This is a genomic window from Pontibacter oryzae (assembly GCF_003576375.1).
Classification (GTDB): domain Bacteria; phylum Bacteroidota; class Bacteroidia; order Cytophagales; family Hymenobacteraceae; genus Pontibacter; species Pontibacter oryzae.
Map to the genome: position 1 here is coordinate 195,391 of NZ_QWGE01000004.1, position 13,903 is coordinate 209,293.

The following is a 13,903-nucleotide window of genomic DNA, read 5'->3' on the forward strand; positions in this document are numbered from 1 at the left end:
GAGGAGGGTGAAAGCCTTCCTCTTTTTTTGTACCTGCTTGACAATAAATATTTTAGAGAAAGTTTGAATAGATAGCTAAATATTTATTAACTTTGCACTCCCTTAGCGAAAATAGGGGACAATAAATTATTGTATCCATCTCTAAACAAAAGTTGAATGCCTGGAATTATCGGTAAAAAAATCGGAATGACAAGCCTCTTCACAGCAGATGGTAAATACACACCAGTTACGCTAATCCAAGCGGGCCCATGTGTAGTTACTCAGGTGAAGACGGTAGAGAATGATGGCTATTCTGCAGTGCAGATTGGCTATGGTGACAAGAAGCTCAAAAGAGTAACAAAGGCGGAAGCTGGTCACTACGAGAAAGCTAAAACTGCCCCAAAGAAAAAGGTAGCAGAGTTTGATGTTGAAGGAGTTTCTTACAACTTAGGCGACACTGTAGATGCTAACCTATTTATTGAAGGTGAATTTGTGGATGTTGTAGGTACCTCAAAAGGTAAAGGTTTCCAAGGCGTTGTAAAGCGTCATAACTTTGCTGGTGTTGGTGGCCAAACTCACGGTCAACACAACAGAGCGAGGCACCCAGGTTCAATTGGAGCTTGTTCTTGGCCTTCAAGAGTATTTAAGGGTATGCGTATGGCAGGAAGAATGGGTGGTAATAGAGTTAAGGTTCAAAACTTGACAGTTCTACGCATTATCGCTGAAAGAAACCTGATTGTAGTTAGTGGCTCTGTTCCTGGTGCCAAAAATTCTTACGTGTTAATTGAGAAATAAGATGGAGCTTTCTGTATTAAATATTAAAGGTGAAGATACAGGCAGAAAGGTTACTCTTTCTGATGCTGTTTTTGGACTTGAGCCAAATGAGCATGCAATGTATCTTGACGTAAAGCAGTACTTGGCAAATCAAAGACAAGGTACTCATAAGTCGAAAGAACGTAACGAGGTTGCGGGCTCTACAAAAAAGATTAAGAAGCAAAAAGGCACAGGTGGGGCAAGAGCAGGTAGCTTAAAATCTCCAGTTTTCATTGGTGGAGGTCGTGTATTCGGTCCTAAGCCTAGAAACTATAGCTTTAAGCTGAATAAAAAGCTAAAACGCGTTGCTCGCTTATCTGCTTTATCTCTTCTAGCTCGTGATAACCGTGTTGCATTAGTTGAGTCTTTCACTATGGAGGCTCCAAAAGCTAAAGAATTCAGAGGAATACTTAATAATCTGGATTCAAAAGGCAAGACGCTTATAGTTTTGCCAGCTGTAGATAAGAACATCATCTTATCCGGTAGAAATCTTACGAAAGTAAAGGTGTCAACTGTGAATGATGTGAACACTTATGACCTACTCAATACTGAGAAGTTACTTCTTGTTGAGCAGTCAGTTAATGAATTAGAAAACCTCTTTAGCGCAAAATAATGAACGTTCTGAAAAGACCAATTATTACAGAGAAATACGCTGCCTTGAACGAGGTTGGTAAGTATGCTTTTGAGGTAGAGAAAAATGCCAATAAAGTTGAGATCAAGAAGGCAGTTGAGAAAATGTATGGCGTAACAGTTGATAAAATCTCAACAATGCGCTCATTAGGCAAGAAAAAGACCAAGTATACTAAGTCTGGAGCTGTGACTGGCCGTACTTCTCTCATCAAAAAGGCAATTGTTACCCTAAAAGAGGGTGAAGTAATAGACTTTTACAGCGGCATATAATTAAGTTAAAATGGCTTTAAAAAAGTTAAGACCAATAACACCAGGTCAAAGATTTAGAGTAGCCCCTGGATTCGATGAAATCACATCGTCTACTCCGGAGAAATCTTTGTTGGCACCCCTATCAAAATCTGGTGGACGTAACAACTCGGGCAAAATGACCATGCGCTACATCGGTGGTGGTCATAAGAAGAAGTACAGAGTAATTGACTTTAAGCGTACCAAGCATGGTGTGCCTGCAACAGTTAAGACAATCGAGTACGACCCGAATAGAACTGCGCGTATTGCGTTATTGCATTATGCAGACGGAGAGAAAACGTATATCATTGCCCCTGCTGGATTACAGGTTGGTACCGTAATCAACTCAGGTCCTGGTATTGCTCCAGAAGTAGGTAACTGCTTGCCGCTTTCTGACATTCCTCTAGGTACTATTATTCACAATATTGAGCTTCAGCCAGGTGCTGGCGCCATATTGGCGAGAAGTGCGGGATCTTATGCCCAGCTTGTTGCTCGTGAAGGCCGTTATGCAACTATCAAACTCCCTTCAGGTGAGTTGAGAATGGTTCTAGTTAACTGCTCTGCTACTATCGGTACAGTTTCTAACGCTGAGCATATGAATGTGAAGCTTGGTAAAGCTGGCCGTAACAGATGGTTAGGTAAGCGTCCTCGCGTGCGTGGTGTAGCCATGAACCCTGTCGATCACCCTATGGGTGGTGGTGAAGGTAAGTCATCTGGAGGTCACCCACGTTCACGTAAAGGCTTGTATTCTAAAGGTCTTAAGACTAGAAACAAGAATAAATATTCAGAGAAGCTTATAGTTAATAGAGGAAAGAAAAAGTAAATGGCTAGATCATTAAAAAAAGGGCCTTATATTGACTTTAGGCTCGAGAAGAAAGTAACTGTAATGAATGAGGCCGGCAAAAAGTCTGTTATCAAGACATGGTCACGTCGTTCAATGATTTCTCCAGATTTCGTAGGACATACATTCGCAGTTCACAATGGAAATAAATTCATTCCAGTTTATGTGACTGAAAACATGGTAGGACATAAACTAGGCGAGTTTGCTCCAACTAGAAACTTTAGAGGTCATATCGCTAAGAAAGATAAAGGCAAGCGTTAATAATGGAAGCAGTAGCAAAACTTAAAAATGTCCCTACCTCTCCTCGCAAGATGAGAATGGTAGCTGACTTGGTACGCGGCAAAAGCGTATCTAAAGCTCTTGGTATTCTTAAATTTGAAGCCAATGCTGGTGCAGCCAAAGTTGAAAAACTTCTTTTATCTGCATTAGCAAACTGGCAGCAGAACAATGAAGATGCCCGCATCGAGGATGCAAACCTTTACATCAAAACTATTTTTGTTGATGAAGGAAAGATGTTAAAGCGTCTTCGTCCAGCTCCACAAGGACGTGGTTATAGAATCAGAAAAAGATCAAACCATGTTACGCTAGTAATTGATAGCATGACTGAGGAGCAATTAGAGCAGCAGTCTAAGAAATCTAAAAAAGCCAACAAGTAAGAATATGGGACAGAAAGTTAATCCGATCGGTTTTCGACTAGGTGTTATCAAAGGTTGGGATTCTAACTGGTATGGCGGCAAAGATTTCGCTGATAAGCTGATCGAAGATGAGAAAATTAGAAAATACATACTTGCTCGTATCCCTAAGGGCGGTATTTCTAAGATTATAATTGAAAGAACGCTTAAGCGTATTACTATTACAATCAATACTGCTAGACCAGGTGTTGTAATTGGTAAAGGCGGTCAGGAAGTTGATAAAATTAAAGAGGAGCTTAAGAAACTTACTAACAAGGATATTCAAATTAATATCTTTGAAATTAAGCGTCCTGAGTTAGATGCAAAATTAGTTGGCGAATCTATCGCTCAACAGTTGCAGGCTCGTATCTCTTTCAGACGTGCTATGAAGCAAGCAATTGCTTCTGCGTTACGTGTAGGTGCTGAAGGTATCAAAGTTCAAGTATCAGGACGTCTTGGTGGTGCTGAAATGGCAAGAACTGAGCATTATAAAGAAGGAAGAACTCCTCTTCATACGTTGCGTGCTGATATTGACTATGCGTTATCTGAAGCGCAGACGGTTTATGGTAAACTAGGTATCAAAGTTTGGATTTTCAAAGGTGAGGTTTATGGTAAGAAAGATCTTACTCCAAACGCTGGCTTAGAAAGCAAAGGACCTGGTTCAGCCTCTGGCGACAGACGTGGTGGTGGCCGCAACAAGAAAGGTGATGGTGCACCAAAGCGTAAGCGTCGTCAATAATTAAGTGTTAACATTATAAGTTTTAGAAAATGTTACAGCCTAGAAGGACTAAATATAGAAAAATGCAAAAAGGCCGCGTAAAGGGGTTGGCTCATAGAGGCAGCACTATTGCGTTTGGTTCTTTCGCTATAAAGTCTTTGGAATCTACATGGATTACGTCTCGCCAAATTGAGGCTGCTCGTATTGCCATGACCAGAGCAATGAAACGTGAGGGTCAAGTTTGGATCCGTATTTTCCCTGATAAACCTATAACTAAAAAGCCTGCTGAGGTTCGTATGGGTAAGGGTAAAGGTTCTCCTGAATATTGGGTAGCAGTTGTTAAGCCAGGTACAATCATGTTTGAATCTGATGGTGTACCTCTAGAAGTAGCCAAAGAGTCGTTAAGGCTTGCTGCTCAGAAACTGCCAGTTAAAACAAAGTTTGTAGTACGTAGAGATTACGTTGAGAAATAAAATGAAAAATTCAGAGATTACAGCTTTATCTGCAACAGATTTGCAAGAGAAGCTTACCACTGAGAAGGCTAGCCTGCACAACATGCGTTTTGCACATGCTATATCTCCACTGGAGAACCCAATGAAAATCCGCGAGACGAAGCGTCTTATTGCTCGACTGAATACTGAAGTTCGTCGTCGTGAAATAGAAGCTAACTCTTAAGACTTATTAAGATCATGGAGAGAAACCTAAGAAAAGAAAGAAGCGGTAAGGTTGTTAGCAATAAGATGGACAAATCTATTACTGTACTGATTGAGAGCAAAATGAAGCACCCAATGTATGGTAAGTTTGTTAACAAATCAACCAAGTTCATGGCTCATGACGAGAACAACGACTGCAACATTGGAGACTTTGTTCGCATTCAGGAAACACGTCCTCTCAGCAAGAACAAAAAATGGCGTTTGGTAGAAATTATAGAAAGGGCTAAATAATGATACAGCAGGAATCAAGACTAAGTGTAGCTGACAACAGCGGAGCGAAGGAAGTTCTTTGTATCCGTGTGCTAGGTGGTACTGGTAAAAAGTATGCCTCAGTTGGCGATAGAATTGTTGTAACTGTTAAGTCTGCCCTTTCTTCTGGAAACGTTAAGAAAGGAACTGTATCGAAAGCAGTTATTGTAAGAACTAAGAAAGAGGTTCGAAGAAAAGACGGTTCGTATATTCGTTTCGACGATAACGCCGCAGTTCTTTTAAATGCCAACAATGAGCCGCGTGGTACACGTATCTTCGGACCGGTTGCACGTGAACTTCGTGAAAAGCAATTCATGAAAATTGTTTCGTTAGCACCTGAAGTTCTTTAATCCCTAATTCAGATCAAGATGAATAAGAAAAAACTTCATGTTAAAACTGGCGATACAGTTAAAGTAATAGCCGGTGACGAGCGCGGTAAAACTGGCCGCATTATCGCTGTAAATGTTGATAAGCAACGAGTAACTATCGAAGGCCTTAATATGGTTACCAAGCACACGAAACCAAGTGCAAGTAACCCACAAGGAGGCATCAATAAAGTAGAAGCTCCTATTCATGCTAGCAACGTAGCATTAGTTGATCCTAAATCTGGTGAAGCTACTAAAACTGCTAGAAGAAAGAACAGCGAAGGTAAAACAGAGCGTTATTCTAAAAAGACAGGAGAGGTAATCTAAGATGGCAACTGCAAGATTAAAAGAGAAGTATCAAAACGAAGTAGTTCCTGCTTTAAAAGAGAAGTTCCAGTATACGAACGTCATGCAGGTGCCTAAAATCACTAAAATTTCAATTAATAAAGGTATTGGCTCTGCTGTAGCTGATAAAAAATTAGTTGATATTGGTGTGGAGGAGCTTACTACTATTACTGGTCAGAAAGCCGTTGCTACTATAGCAAAAAAGTCTGTATCGAACTTTAAACTTCGTGAAGGCATGCCTATTGGTGCTCGTGTAACGCTTCGTGGCCAGAAAATGTATGAGTTCTTGGATCGCCTCCTGACCGTGGCATTGCCACGTGTTCGTGACTTTAGAGGTGTTAGTGAGAAAGGCTTTGATGGCCGCGGTAACTACACTCTAGGTGTTAAGGAGCAGATCATTTTCCCAGAGATTAGCATTGATAAGATCAAAGCTATTTCAGGAATGGACATTACTTTTGTTACAACTGCTAACACAGACGAAGAGAGCTACGAGTTGCTTAAAGCATTCGGTATGCCATTCGCTAATATCAAGAAATAATCATGGCGAGAGAATCCGTAAAAGCCAGAGAGCTTAAAAGACAAAAGCTTGTAGCTAAGTATGCTGCAAAAAGAGCTGAGTTAAAAGCTAAAGGTGACTACGAGGCACTAGATAAGTTGCCTCGTAACGCATCACCTGTAAGATTACATAACCGTTGCAAACTCTCTGGAAGACCGAGAGGCTATATGAGAAAATTTGGTATTTCTCGGGTAGTTTTCAGAGAACTCGCAGTTATGGGTAAAATTCCTGGTGTTACAAAGTCGAGCTGGTAATTTTTTCTTAACTCATTAAGAATCATAAAAAGATATTTGTATCTTTGCCCCTCGCTTAGATAAAGCATTCATTATTTAATTTATTCATAATGAACTCAGATCCAATAGCAGATTATTTAACTAGAGTGCGCAATGCAATAAAAGCTAGCCACAGAATAGTTGAAATACCATCTAGCAAGATTAAAAAAGAGATCACCAAAGTACTGTACGATAAAGGGTACATCCAGAGTTATAAGTTTGATGACTCTAGCGTTCAAGGTACAATCAAAATTGCTCTAAAATACAACCCTAACACGAAGCAATCTGCTATTGTTAAGCTAGAAAGGGTTAGTAAGCCAGGGCTTCGTAAGTACGCTGGCAGCGAAAACCTGCCAAGAGTATTAAATGGCCTTGGTGTGGCCATTTTGTCTACATCTAAAGGTGTTATGACAGAGAAGGAAGCTAAGTCACTAAACATTGGTGGCGAAGTGTTATGTTATGTATATTAATAGGAGGATAGACAATGTCACGAATAGGAAAATTGCCAATCACCCTGCCTAACAATACACAAGTTACTATCGGTGATAACAATGTAGTTGTAGTTAAAGGCCCTAAGGGTGAGCTATCTACTACAGTTGATAAGGATATGATCATCAAGCAGGATGAGAATGCAATTATCGTAGAGCGTCCGACAGAGCAAAAGCGCCATAAGGCTATGCATGGCCTTTACAGATCTCTTATCAACAACATGGTTGTAGGAGTGAGTGAAGGTTATAAAGAGCAGCTTGAGCTTGTAGGTGTTGGTTATAAAGCAACTGTGCAAGGTAACACTCTCGAATTGTCTTTGGGTTACTCTCATAATATTTTTATGAGCTTACCACAGGAGGTAACAGCAACTGCTGTAACTGAAAAGGGTAAAAATCCAATCGTAACTTTAGAGAGCAACGATAAGCAACTTATCGGCCAAGTTGCTGCTAAAATTAGATCACTGCGTAAAGTAGAACCTTATAAAGGTAAGGGTATCCGTTTCGTAGGTGAAGTTATCAGAAGAAAAGCTGGTAAGACAGCATCTAAATAATCATCATCATGTCGACTAATAAAATAAGCAGAAGACTAAGAATAAAGAAGGGTATCAGAAATAAAATTTCTGGTACTCCTGAAAGGCCTAGATTAACTGTATTTCGTAGCAATAAGGCTATTTACGTACAGTTGGTTGATGATACTACTGGTGTGACACTAGCGGCTGCCTCTTCAGTTAAGATTGATGATGCAAAAGCTAATATTGAAACTGCCGGAAAAGTTGGAAAAACAATAGCCGAGGCTGCTCTTGCTAAAGGTATTTCTGAGGTTGTTTTCGATCGTAATGGCTACCTATATCACGGTAAAGTAAAATCATTGGCGGAAGGCGCTCGTGAAGCAGGCCTTAAATTCTAAAAATTATGTTGAAGAATAATATACGTAGCGTAAAGGCAAGCGAAATCGAATTAAAAGAGAAAGTAGTAGCCATTAACCGTGTAGCCAAAGTTGTAAAGGGTGGTAGAAGGTTTAGCTTTGCCGCGATCGTGGTAGTAGGAGATGGTAATGGTGTGGTAGGTTACGGGCTTGGTAAAGCTAATGAAGTAACCGACGCTATTGCTAAAGGTATAGATGATGCTAAGAAGAATCTAGTAAAGGTTCCGGTATATCATAATACTGTTCCTCATGCAATTGAAGGCAAATACTCTGGTGGTTTTGTCCTTGTAAAGCCTGCTGCTCCTGGTACAGGTGTAATTGCTGGTGGTGCAATGCGTGCCGTTTTGGAAAGTGCTGGTATAAAAGACGTACTTTGTAAGTCTAAAGGCTCTTCAAACCCGCACAACGTGGTTAAAGCAACATTCGATGCTTTATCTAAAATGCGTGATCCATTGGCTGTTGCTCAGCAGCGCGGTGTTAATTTACAGAAAGTATTCAACGGATAATTGAAATGGCTAAAGTAACTATCACTCAAGTTAAGAGCATTATCGATAGACCTAAAAGCCAGAAGCTTACTATTCAAGCTTTGGGTCTAGGAAAGATAAGCAAATCAGTATCTGTTGAGTTAACTCCTCAGATTGCTGGTATGGTAAAGAAAGTCCACAATTTGGTAGAAGTAAAAGAGCAATAATCATGTACTTACATTCTTTAAAACCTGCAGAAGGTTCTGTGAAGAACAGAAAGAGAATTGGTAGAGGTACTGGTTCAGGTAGAGGTGGAACTTCTACACGTGGACATAAAGGTGCCAAATCCCGTTCAGGATATTCACAAAAGGCTGGTTTCGAAGGTGGTCAGATGCCACTTCAGAGACGTGTACCTAAGTATGGCTTTAAAAACATTAACCGTGTTGAGTATAAGGCTATCAACTTAGATGTAATTCAGTCTCTTGCTGAATCTACAAATGAAACTGTTATGAACTTTGAATTCTTCAAAGCACACGGTTTGATTTCTAAAAACGACAAGGTAAAGATTTTGGGCAGAGGAGAAGTGAGCAAAGCTATTGAGGTTCATGCACATGCTTTTTCAGGAACTGCGTCATCATCAATTGAAAAAGCAGGCGGTAAAACAGTTGCTCTCTAATCAATAGGTATGAAGAAGTTTATAACAACTATCAAGAACATTTTCGCTATAGAAGACCTTCGGGTCAGAATCCTGAATACAGTTTTTTTTATAGCAATATTTAGATTAGGTTCTTATGTTGTTTTACCAGGCGTAGATCCTAACCAATTACAAGCCAACACTTCAGGTTTGTTTGGTTTGCTGGATACCTTCTTGGGTGGTGCATTTAGCAATGCATCCATCTTTGCTTTAGGTATTATGCCTTATATATCAGCTTCTATCGTATTGCAACTGCTAACTATAGCTGTTCCTTATTTTCAAAAAATGCAGAAAGAGGGTGAATCTGGTCGAAAAAAAATCAACCAGATCACTCGCGTTCTGACAATTGTAATCACTTTAGCTCAAGCTGTAGGCTTTGTAGCCACTATAAATGCCGAGGCAATTGTCATCAATACGACTCTTTTCACTATAACCTCTATGATTGTCCTGACTTCGGGCACAATTTTCTGTATGTGGTTAGGCGAAAAGATTACTGATAAGGGAATTGGTAATGGAATTTCAATGCTGATTATGATCGGTATTGTGTCCAGATTTCCAGGTGCAATTGTTGCTGAGTTCTTATCAAAACAACTTGGTGGAGCTTTATTATTCTTGTTTGAGTTATTCGTTCTGTTCTTCGTGGTAATGTCAGTTGTAATGCTAACACAGGCCATCCGCCGTATTCCTGTGCAGTATGCTAAGCAGGTTGGTGCGAGCTCGCTTTACAGCGGCCAGAGACAGTTCATCCCTTTAAAAGTAAATGCTGCAGGGGTAATGCCAATCATCTTTGCTCAGTCTTTAATGTTCTTGCCTTCTATGTTGGCATCCATATGGGCTGATTCCAGCGAGACTGCTAACTACATTGGTTCTACATTCTCTGATTTCACGTCTTGGCAGTATAACCTTGTTTTTGGCCTTCTTATTCTTGTGTTTACTTATTTCTACACTGCAATAAGTGTAAACCCAAATCAGATTGCTGACGATTTAAAACGTAGTGGTGGTTTTGTGCCAGGTGTTAAGCCAGGAAGATCTACTTCGGAATACATTGATGCTATACTTACTCGCATTACGTTACCTGGAGCTATTTACCTTGCTCTAGTAGCTATATTCCCATCTATCGCTATGTTGCTAGGTGTTACGAGAGAGTTTTCGCAATTCTTTGGTGGAACTTCCCTTATAATCATGGTAGGTGTTGTTCTTGATACCCTACAGCAAGTTGAGAGTTATCTATTGATGAGACACTATGACGGGATGATGAAGTCTGGAAAGCTTCGCGGCAGAACAGAGAATATCGCTATGGTATCTTAATCAATGATTATATATAAAACTGAAGACGAAATTGAGCTAATTCGCCAGAGTGCTTTGATTCTTAGCAAAGCACATGGCGAAATTGCTCGTCTAATAAAGCCTGGTATTTCTACATTATCTCTAGATAAGGTAGCAGAGGAATTCATCCAGGATAATGGAGCATTGCCTTCATTCAAAAACTACAACGGCTTTCCTTACAGTCTGTGTATCTCTGTTAACTCAGTTGTTGTTCACGGAATGCCGAGCAATTATATTTTGAACGAAGGCGACATAATTTCTGTTGACTGTGGAGTTTATAAAAATGGCTTTCACAGTGACTGCGCTTACACCCATCCTGTTGGTCAGGTAAGTTCTGAAGTTCAGCAACTCCTCGACACAACTAAAGAATCTTTATACAAAGGTATAGAGCAAGCTATAGTTGGAAATCGACTAGGAGATATTAGTTTTGCAATTCAGAATTATGCCGAGTCTAAAAACTATACTATAGTACGTGAACTTGTTGGGCATGGGATTGGAAAAAATCTACATGAATCTCCTGAAGTTCCGAATTATGGCAGAAGAGGGCAGGGCGTAAAATTGCAGAATGGTTTGGTTTTAGCGATAGAACCCATGGTTAACCTGGGAACGAAGCAAATCGTCCAGGAAGATGACGGCTGGACGATCAGAACCAAAGACAATAAGCCTTCTGCTCACTTTGAACATACAGTTGTTATCCGTAAAGATTCTGCGGAAGTGTTAACAACTTTTGAATATATAGATCAAGCTAATAAATCATAAATGGCAAAACAGTCGTCCATAGAGCAAGACGGAACTATTGTAGAGGCATTATCTAACGCCATGTTTCGGGTTGAGCTTGAAAATGGTCATCAGGTAGTGGCTCACATCTCAGGTAAGATGCGTATGAATTACATTAAGATTTTACCCGGTGACCGTGTAAAATTAGAGATGTCTCCCTATGACCTTACCAAAGGCAGAATTGTTTACCGATATAAATAAATCCATGAAAGTTAAAGCATCAGTAAAAAAGAGAAGTGCTGAATGTAAAGTGATTCGCCGCAAGGGGAAGCTTTATGTTATCAACAAAAAAAATCCAAGATATAAACAAAGACAAGGTTAATTTATTTTTATGGCTAGAATAGCAGGAGTAGATATTCCGGATAACAAGAGAGGTGAAATTGCCCTTACCTATATATTTGGTATTGGACGTAGCCTTTCAAAGCAAATTTTGAGCAAAGCCGGGGTGGATCTTGACAAAAAGGTTAAAGACTGGACTGAAGAAGAAGCTGGTGAGATTAGAAATGTAATCGCTGCTGACATTAAGACTGAAGGTGTTTTAAGATCAGAAGTACAATTACATATTAAGCGCCTTCTTGACATCGGTTGCTACCGTGGTTTGAGACACCGTAAGGGTTTGCCAGTTCGTGGGCAGCGCACCAAAAATAACTCTCGTACGAGAAAAGGTAAGCGTAAGACAGTAGCAAACAAGAAGAAAGCTTCTAAATAATCATTAGATCATGGCTCAGAAAAGAAAAGATAAAGCTAAAAAGCGTGTTGTAATTGTTGAACCTACTGGCCAAGTACACATCAAAGCTTCTTTCAACAATATTATTATATCAGTAACCAATAACGCAGGACAAGTTATTTCTTGGGCTTCTGCTGGTAAGATGGGCTTTAAGGGTTCTAAAAAGAACACTCCTTATGCTGCACAGATGGCCGCTGCTGACTGCGCTAAGGTTGCTTATGACCTTGGCATGCGTAAAGCTGAAGTATTTGTAAAAGGTCCGGGTGCAGGTAGAGAGTCTGCTATCCGTACGGTACAAAATACTGGTATTGAAGTAACGATCATCAAAGATGTTACTCCACTTCCTCACAATGGTTGCCGTCCACCAAAACGCAGAAGAGTTTAATTTCTAAAAACAGAAGTATAAAATGGCAAGATATACAGGTCCTAAGAGTAAAATCTCCAGACGTTTCAATGAAGAGATTTTCGGCCCTAGCAAAGCGCTGAAAAAGAAAAGCTACCCCCCAGGGCAGCATGGCCGTGGCCGTCGTAAGAAACAGTCCGAATACGCAATTCAGCTTGCTGAAAAGCAGAAAGCTAAATATATATACGGCATCCTAGAGAAGCAGTTTGCTAATCTTTTTGAAAAAGCTCACAGAAAAGGCGGTATTACAGGTGAGAACCTGTTAGCCCTTCTTGAGTCTAGATTAGACAATACTGTGTATCGTTTAGGAATTGCTCCAACAAGAAGAGCTGCTCGTCAGCTGGTTCTGCATAAGCACATCCTTGTTAATGGTGAAATTGTTAACATCCCTTCTTATTCTTTAAAAGTTGGTGATGTTGTAGCTGTACGTGAAAAGTCTAAGTCTCTAGAAGCTATCACAACTAGCTTAACTGTTCGTAATGCGCGTCAGTTTGGTTGGTTAGAGTGGGACGCTACCGAGATGGCTGGTAAGTTTATTGCAACTCCTGAAAGAGAGCAAATCCCTGAAAAAATTCAGGAGCAGCTAATCGTTGAGCTTTACTCTAAGTAAGCAGCTTAATCAATTTTTAACCTTTAACACTGCAAGTATGTCAATATTAGCATTTCAAATGCCAGAGAAAGTTGTAATGGAGAAAGCCGACGACTTTCATGGTTTATTTGAATTCAAGCCGCTTGAAAAAGGTTACGGGGTAACCATCGGTAATGCTCTGCGAAGAATTCTTCTATCTTCATTAGAAGGATATGCCATTACTAGTATTCGCATAAGTGGTGTACTGCATGAGTTCTCGTCTGTTGAAGGAGTGGTTGAGGATGTGTCTGACATCATCCTTAACCTTAAAATGGCTCGCTTTAAGAAGGTGAGTGAGGTTGTAGACGAAAAGATTACTGTATCAATCAGTGGTCAGGATACTTTCAAGGCTGGTGATATTAACAATTTCACTTCAAGCTTCGAAGTGCTTAATCCGGAGTTGGTTATTTGCCACCTGGACCCAAGCATGAACTTTGAAATTGAAATGACAATTCAGAAAGGACGTGGATACGTTCCTGCTGAAGAGAATAAGCCATTGGAGCAGGTGTTTGGTCAAATCTTTATTGATGCTATATACACCCCAATCAAGAATGTTAAGTTCAGTGTTGAAAATACACGTGTAGAGCAGAAAACTGACTACGAAAAGCTTGTTCTTGATATTCAAACTGATGGTTCCATTCATCCTGAGGATGCATTAAAAGGTGCTGCAAACATTTTGATTCAGCACTTCATGCTTTTCTCTGACAACACCATGACTTTTGAAACGGCTAAGCCAGAAGAAGAAGAAGCTGTTGATGAAGAACTGCTGCACATGCGTAAAGTTCTAAAGACTCCTCTTCAGGATATGGACCTCTCTGTTCGTGCTTATAACTGCCTTAAGGCTGCTGACATCAAAACGTTAGGCGACCTGGTGCAGCTTGATATCGCTGACATGATGAAGTTCAGAAACTTTGGTAAAAAGTCTTTGACAGAGCTTGAGAATTTAGTGCAAGAGAAAGGTTTGACCTTCGGTATGGACCTTTCTAAGTATAAATTAGAGGAAGATTAATTTAAATCCTACGGCATAATTCCCG

General features: G+C 40.1%; 28 protein-coding genes. All 28 read left to right on the plus strand.

Translation table 11 applies throughout. The features are described from left to right. Window positions 1-156 precede the first annotated feature (156 nt). Entirely contained in the window at window positions 157-774 is a 618-nt protein-coding gene (gene rplC, locus D1627_RS13100; RefSeq protein ID WP_119432714.1) for a 50S ribosomal protein L3, read from the plus strand. A gap of 1 nt (window position 775) precedes the next feature. Then, window positions 776-1,405, plus strand: coding sequence for a 50S ribosomal protein L4 (gene rplD, locus D1627_RS13105; RefSeq protein ID WP_119432715.1), 630 nt, complete (start codon window positions 776-778; stop codon window positions 1,403-1,405). After that, on the plus strand, window positions 1,405-1,692 hold the full coding sequence (gene rplW, locus D1627_RS13110; RefSeq protein ID WP_119432716.1) for a 50S ribosomal protein L23: 288 nt from the start codon (window positions 1,405-1,407) through the stop codon (window positions 1,690-1,692). Before rplD ends, rplW begins: the two co-directional genes overlap by 1 nt. A gap of 10 nt (window positions 1,693-1,702) precedes the next feature. Next, window positions 1,703-2,530 (plus strand): 50S ribosomal protein L2, encoded by an 828-nt coding sequence (gene rplB / locus D1627_RS13115; RefSeq protein WP_119432717.1) that lies wholly within the window; start codon window positions 1,703-1,705, stop codon window positions 2,528-2,530. Next, window positions 2,531-2,809: a 30S ribosomal protein S19 gene (gene rpsS / locus D1627_RS13120; RefSeq protein ID WP_025609055.1), complete on the plus strand. Its 279-nt coding sequence runs from the start codon at window positions 2,531-2,533 to the stop codon at window positions 2,807-2,809. It begins immediately after the preceding gene. Window positions 2,810-2,811: 2 nt separating this feature from the next. Continuing rightward, window positions 2,812-3,204 (plus strand): 50S ribosomal protein L22, encoded by a 393-nt coding sequence (gene rplV / locus D1627_RS13125; RefSeq protein ID WP_119432718.1) that lies wholly within the window; start codon window positions 2,812-2,814, stop codon window positions 3,202-3,204. Window positions 3,205-3,208: 4 nt separating this feature from the next. After that, a complete protein-coding gene (rpsC, locus tag D1627_RS13130; RefSeq protein WP_119432719.1) occupies window positions 3,209-3,958 on the plus strand; it encodes a 30S ribosomal protein S3 in 750 nt (249 codons plus the stop codon). 29 nt (window positions 3,959-3,987) lie between these two features. After that, window positions 3,988-4,410 (plus strand): 50S ribosomal protein L16, encoded by a 423-nt coding sequence (rplP, locus tag D1627_RS13135; protein ID WP_119432720.1) that lies wholly within the window; start codon window positions 3,988-3,990, stop codon window positions 4,408-4,410. A 1-nt stretch (window position 4,411) separates the two neighbouring features. Then, window positions 4,412-4,612, plus strand: a complete 201-nt coding sequence (rpmC, locus tag D1627_RS13140) for a 50S ribosomal protein L29 (protein WP_119433024.1) — start codon at window positions 4,412-4,414, stop codon at window positions 4,610-4,612. 14 nt (window positions 4,613-4,626) lie between these two features. After that, a complete protein-coding gene (gene rpsQ, locus D1627_RS13145) occupies window positions 4,627-4,881 on the plus strand; it encodes a 30S ribosomal protein S17 (RefSeq protein ID WP_119432721.1) in 255 nt (84 codons plus the stop codon). Continuing rightward, window positions 4,881-5,249 (plus strand): 50S ribosomal protein L14, encoded by a 369-nt coding sequence (gene rplN / locus D1627_RS13150; protein ID WP_025609061.1) that lies wholly within the window; start codon window positions 4,881-4,883, stop codon window positions 5,247-5,249. Before rpsQ ends, rplN begins: the two co-directional genes overlap by 1 nt. 18 nt (window positions 5,250-5,267) lie before the next feature. Beyond that, complete coding sequence (gene rplX / locus D1627_RS13155) at window positions 5,268-5,591, plus strand: 50S ribosomal protein L24 (protein ID WP_119432722.1); 324 nt, start codon at window positions 5,268-5,270, stop codon at window positions 5,589-5,591. A gap of 1 nt (window position 5,592) precedes the next feature. Then, on the plus strand, window positions 5,593-6,147 hold the full coding sequence (gene rplE / locus D1627_RS13160) for a 50S ribosomal protein L5 (protein WP_119432723.1): 555 nt from the start codon (window positions 5,593-5,595) through the stop codon (window positions 6,145-6,147). A gap of 2 nt (window positions 6,148-6,149) precedes the next feature. Beyond that, entirely contained in the window at window positions 6,150-6,419 is a 270-nt protein-coding gene (gene rpsN, locus D1627_RS13165) for a 30S ribosomal protein S14 (protein WP_025609064.1), read from the plus strand. An 89-nt stretch (window positions 6,420-6,508) separates the two neighbouring features. Further along, a complete protein-coding gene (rpsH, locus tag D1627_RS13170; protein WP_119432724.1) occupies window positions 6,509-6,907 on the plus strand; it encodes a 30S ribosomal protein S8 in 399 nt (132 codons plus the stop codon). A 14-nt stretch (window positions 6,908-6,921) separates the two neighbouring features. Beyond that, the gene (rplF, locus tag D1627_RS13175; RefSeq protein WP_119432725.1) at window positions 6,922-7,476 is read left to right on the plus strand and encodes a 50S ribosomal protein L6; all 555 of its coding nucleotides are present in this window, start codon (window positions 6,922-6,924) and stop codon (window positions 7,474-7,476) included. Window positions 7,477-7,484: 8 nt separating this feature from the next. Next, window positions 7,485-7,832, plus strand: a complete 348-nt coding sequence (gene rplR, locus D1627_RS13180; RefSeq protein WP_119432726.1) for a 50S ribosomal protein L18 — start codon at window positions 7,485-7,487, stop codon at window positions 7,830-7,832. 5 nt (window positions 7,833-7,837) lie between these two features. Continuing rightward, a complete protein-coding gene (rpsE, locus tag D1627_RS13185) occupies window positions 7,838-8,356 on the plus strand; it encodes a 30S ribosomal protein S5 (protein WP_025609069.1) in 519 nt (172 codons plus the stop codon). Window positions 8,357-8,361: 5 nt separating this feature from the next. Beyond that, on the plus strand, window positions 8,362-8,541 hold the full coding sequence (rpmD, locus tag D1627_RS13190) for a 50S ribosomal protein L30 (RefSeq protein ID WP_119432727.1): 180 nt from the start codon (window positions 8,362-8,364) through the stop codon (window positions 8,539-8,541). Window positions 8,542-8,543: 2 nt separating this feature from the next. Further along, window positions 8,544-8,990 carry a 50S ribosomal protein L15 gene (gene rplO, locus D1627_RS13195; protein ID WP_119432728.1) on the plus strand — a complete coding sequence of 149 codons (447 nt, stop codon included), beginning with the start codon at window positions 8,544-8,546 and terminating at the stop codon, window positions 8,988-8,990. A gap of 9 nt (window positions 8,991-8,999) precedes the next feature. Continuing rightward, a complete protein-coding gene (secY, locus tag D1627_RS13200; protein WP_119432729.1) occupies window positions 9,000-10,316 on the plus strand; it encodes a preprotein translocase subunit SecY in 1,317 nt (438 codons plus the stop codon). A 3-nt stretch (window positions 10,317-10,319) separates the two neighbouring features. Continuing rightward, window positions 10,320-11,093: a type I methionyl aminopeptidase gene (gene map, locus D1627_RS13205; RefSeq protein WP_119432730.1), complete on the plus strand. Its 774-nt coding sequence runs from the start codon at window positions 10,320-10,322 to the stop codon at window positions 11,091-11,093. Beyond that, window positions 11,094-11,312, plus strand: a complete 219-nt coding sequence (gene infA, locus D1627_RS13210) for a translation initiation factor IF-1 (RefSeq protein ID WP_025609076.1) — start codon at window positions 11,094-11,096, stop codon at window positions 11,310-11,312. 4 nt (window positions 11,313-11,316) lie between these two features. Continuing rightward, window positions 11,317-11,433, plus strand: coding sequence for a 50S ribosomal protein L36 (rpmJ, locus tag D1627_RS13215; protein WP_007654264.1), 117 nt, complete (start codon window positions 11,317-11,319; stop codon window positions 11,431-11,433). A 9-nt stretch (window positions 11,434-11,442) separates the two neighbouring features. Next, on the plus strand, window positions 11,443-11,820 hold the full coding sequence (gene rpsM, locus D1627_RS13220) for a 30S ribosomal protein S13 (RefSeq protein WP_119432731.1): 378 nt from the start codon (window positions 11,443-11,445) through the stop codon (window positions 11,818-11,820). A gap of 10 nt (window positions 11,821-11,830) precedes the next feature. Beyond that, on the plus strand, window positions 11,831-12,223 hold the full coding sequence (gene rpsK, locus D1627_RS13225; protein WP_073853840.1) for a 30S ribosomal protein S11: 393 nt from the start codon (window positions 11,831-11,833) through the stop codon (window positions 12,221-12,223). A gap of 22 nt (window positions 12,224-12,245) precedes the next feature. Further along, the gene (gene rpsD / locus D1627_RS13230; RefSeq protein WP_119432732.1) at window positions 12,246-12,851 is read left to right on the plus strand and encodes a 30S ribosomal protein S4; all 606 of its coding nucleotides are present in this window, start codon (window positions 12,246-12,248) and stop codon (window positions 12,849-12,851) included. A gap of 37 nt (window positions 12,852-12,888) precedes the next feature. Next, window positions 12,889-13,878, plus strand: a complete 990-nt coding sequence (locus D1627_RS13235; protein WP_119432733.1) for a DNA-directed RNA polymerase subunit alpha — start codon at window positions 12,889-12,891, stop codon at window positions 13,876-13,878. Window positions 13,879-13,903: the final 25 nt, after the last annotated feature.

Bases quoted from the DNA above. Each gene is read 5' to 3' on its own strand.
- D1627_RS13235 (WP_119432733.1), top strand. From the start codon at position 12,889: ATGTCAATATTAGCATTTCAAATGCCAGAGAAAGTTGTAATGGAGAAA.
- rplP (WP_119432720.1), top strand. From the start codon at position 3,988: ATGTTACAGCCTAGAAGGACTAAATATAGAAAAATGCAAAAAGGCCGC.
- secY (WP_119432729.1), top strand. From the start codon at position 9,000: ATGAAGAAGTTTATAACAACTATCAAGAACATTTTCGCTATAGAAGAC.
- rpsK (WP_073853840.1), top strand. From the start codon at position 11,831: ATGGCTCAGAAAAGAAAAGATAAAGCTAAAAAGCGTGTTGTAATTGTT.
- rpmC (WP_119433024.1), top strand. From the start codon at position 4,412: ATGAAAAATTCAGAGATTACAGCTTTATCTGCAACAGATTTGCAAGAG.
- rpmJ (WP_007654264.1), top strand. From the start codon at position 11,317: ATGAAAGTTAAAGCATCAGTAAAAAAGAGAAGTGCTGAATGTAAAGTG.
- rplN (WP_025609061.1), top strand. From the start codon at position 4,881: ATGATACAGCAGGAATCAAGACTAAGTGTAGCTGACAACAGCGGAGCG.
- rpmD (WP_119432727.1), top strand. From the start codon at position 8,362: ATGGCTAAAGTAACTATCACTCAAGTTAAGAGCATTATCGATAGACCT.
- rpsC (WP_119432719.1), top strand. From the start codon at position 3,209: ATGGGACAGAAAGTTAATCCGATCGGTTTTCGACTAGGTGTTATCAAA.
- rplV (WP_119432718.1), top strand. From the start codon at position 2,812: ATGGAAGCAGTAGCAAAACTTAAAAATGTCCCTACCTCTCCTCGCAAG.
- rplO (WP_119432728.1), top strand. From the start codon at position 8,544: ATGTACTTACATTCTTTAAAACCTGCAGAAGGTTCTGTGAAGAACAGA.
- rplB (WP_119432717.1), top strand. From the start codon at position 1,703: ATGGCTTTAAAAAAGTTAAGACCAATAACACCAGGTCAAAGATTTAGA.
- rplR (WP_119432726.1), top strand. From the start codon at position 7,485: ATGTCGACTAATAAAATAAGCAGAAGACTAAGAATAAAGAAGGGTATC.
- rplX (WP_119432722.1), top strand. From the start codon at position 5,268: ATGAATAAGAAAAAACTTCATGTTAAAACTGGCGATACAGTTAAAGTA.
- infA (WP_025609076.1), top strand. From the start codon at position 11,094: ATGGCAAAACAGTCGTCCATAGAGCAAGACGGAACTATTGTAGAGGCA.
- rpsS (WP_025609055.1), top strand. From the start codon at position 2,531: ATGGCTAGATCATTAAAAAAAGGGCCTTATATTGACTTTAGGCTCGAG.
- rplC (WP_119432714.1), top strand. From the start codon at position 157: ATGCCTGGAATTATCGGTAAAAAAATCGGAATGACAAGCCTCTTCACA.
- rpsM (WP_119432731.1), top strand. From the start codon at position 11,443: ATGGCTAGAATAGCAGGAGTAGATATTCCGGATAACAAGAGAGGTGAA.
- rplE (WP_119432723.1), top strand. From the start codon at position 5,593: ATGGCAACTGCAAGATTAAAAGAGAAGTATCAAAACGAAGTAGTTCCT.
- map (WP_119432730.1), top strand. From the start codon at position 10,320: ATGATTATATATAAAACTGAAGACGAAATTGAGCTAATTCGCCAGAGT.
- rplD (WP_119432715.1), top strand. From the start codon at position 776: ATGGAGCTTTCTGTATTAAATATTAAAGGTGAAGATACAGGCAGAAAG.
- rpsN (WP_025609064.1), top strand. From the start codon at position 6,150: ATGGCGAGAGAATCCGTAAAAGCCAGAGAGCTTAAAAGACAAAAGCTT.
- rplW (WP_119432716.1), top strand. From the start codon at position 1,405: ATGAACGTTCTGAAAAGACCAATTATTACAGAGAAATACGCTGCCTTG.
- rpsH (WP_119432724.1), top strand. From the start codon at position 6,509: ATGAACTCAGATCCAATAGCAGATTATTTAACTAGAGTGCGCAATGCA.
- rpsQ (WP_119432721.1), top strand. From the start codon at position 4,627: ATGGAGAGAAACCTAAGAAAAGAAAGAAGCGGTAAGGTTGTTAGCAAT.
- rplF (WP_119432725.1), top strand. From the start codon at position 6,922: ATGTCACGAATAGGAAAATTGCCAATCACCCTGCCTAACAATACACAA.
- rpsD (WP_119432732.1), top strand. From the start codon at position 12,246: ATGGCAAGATATACAGGTCCTAAGAGTAAAATCTCCAGACGTTTCAAT.
- rpsE (WP_025609069.1), top strand. From the start codon at position 7,838: ATGTTGAAGAATAATATACGTAGCGTAAAGGCAAGCGAAATCGAATTA.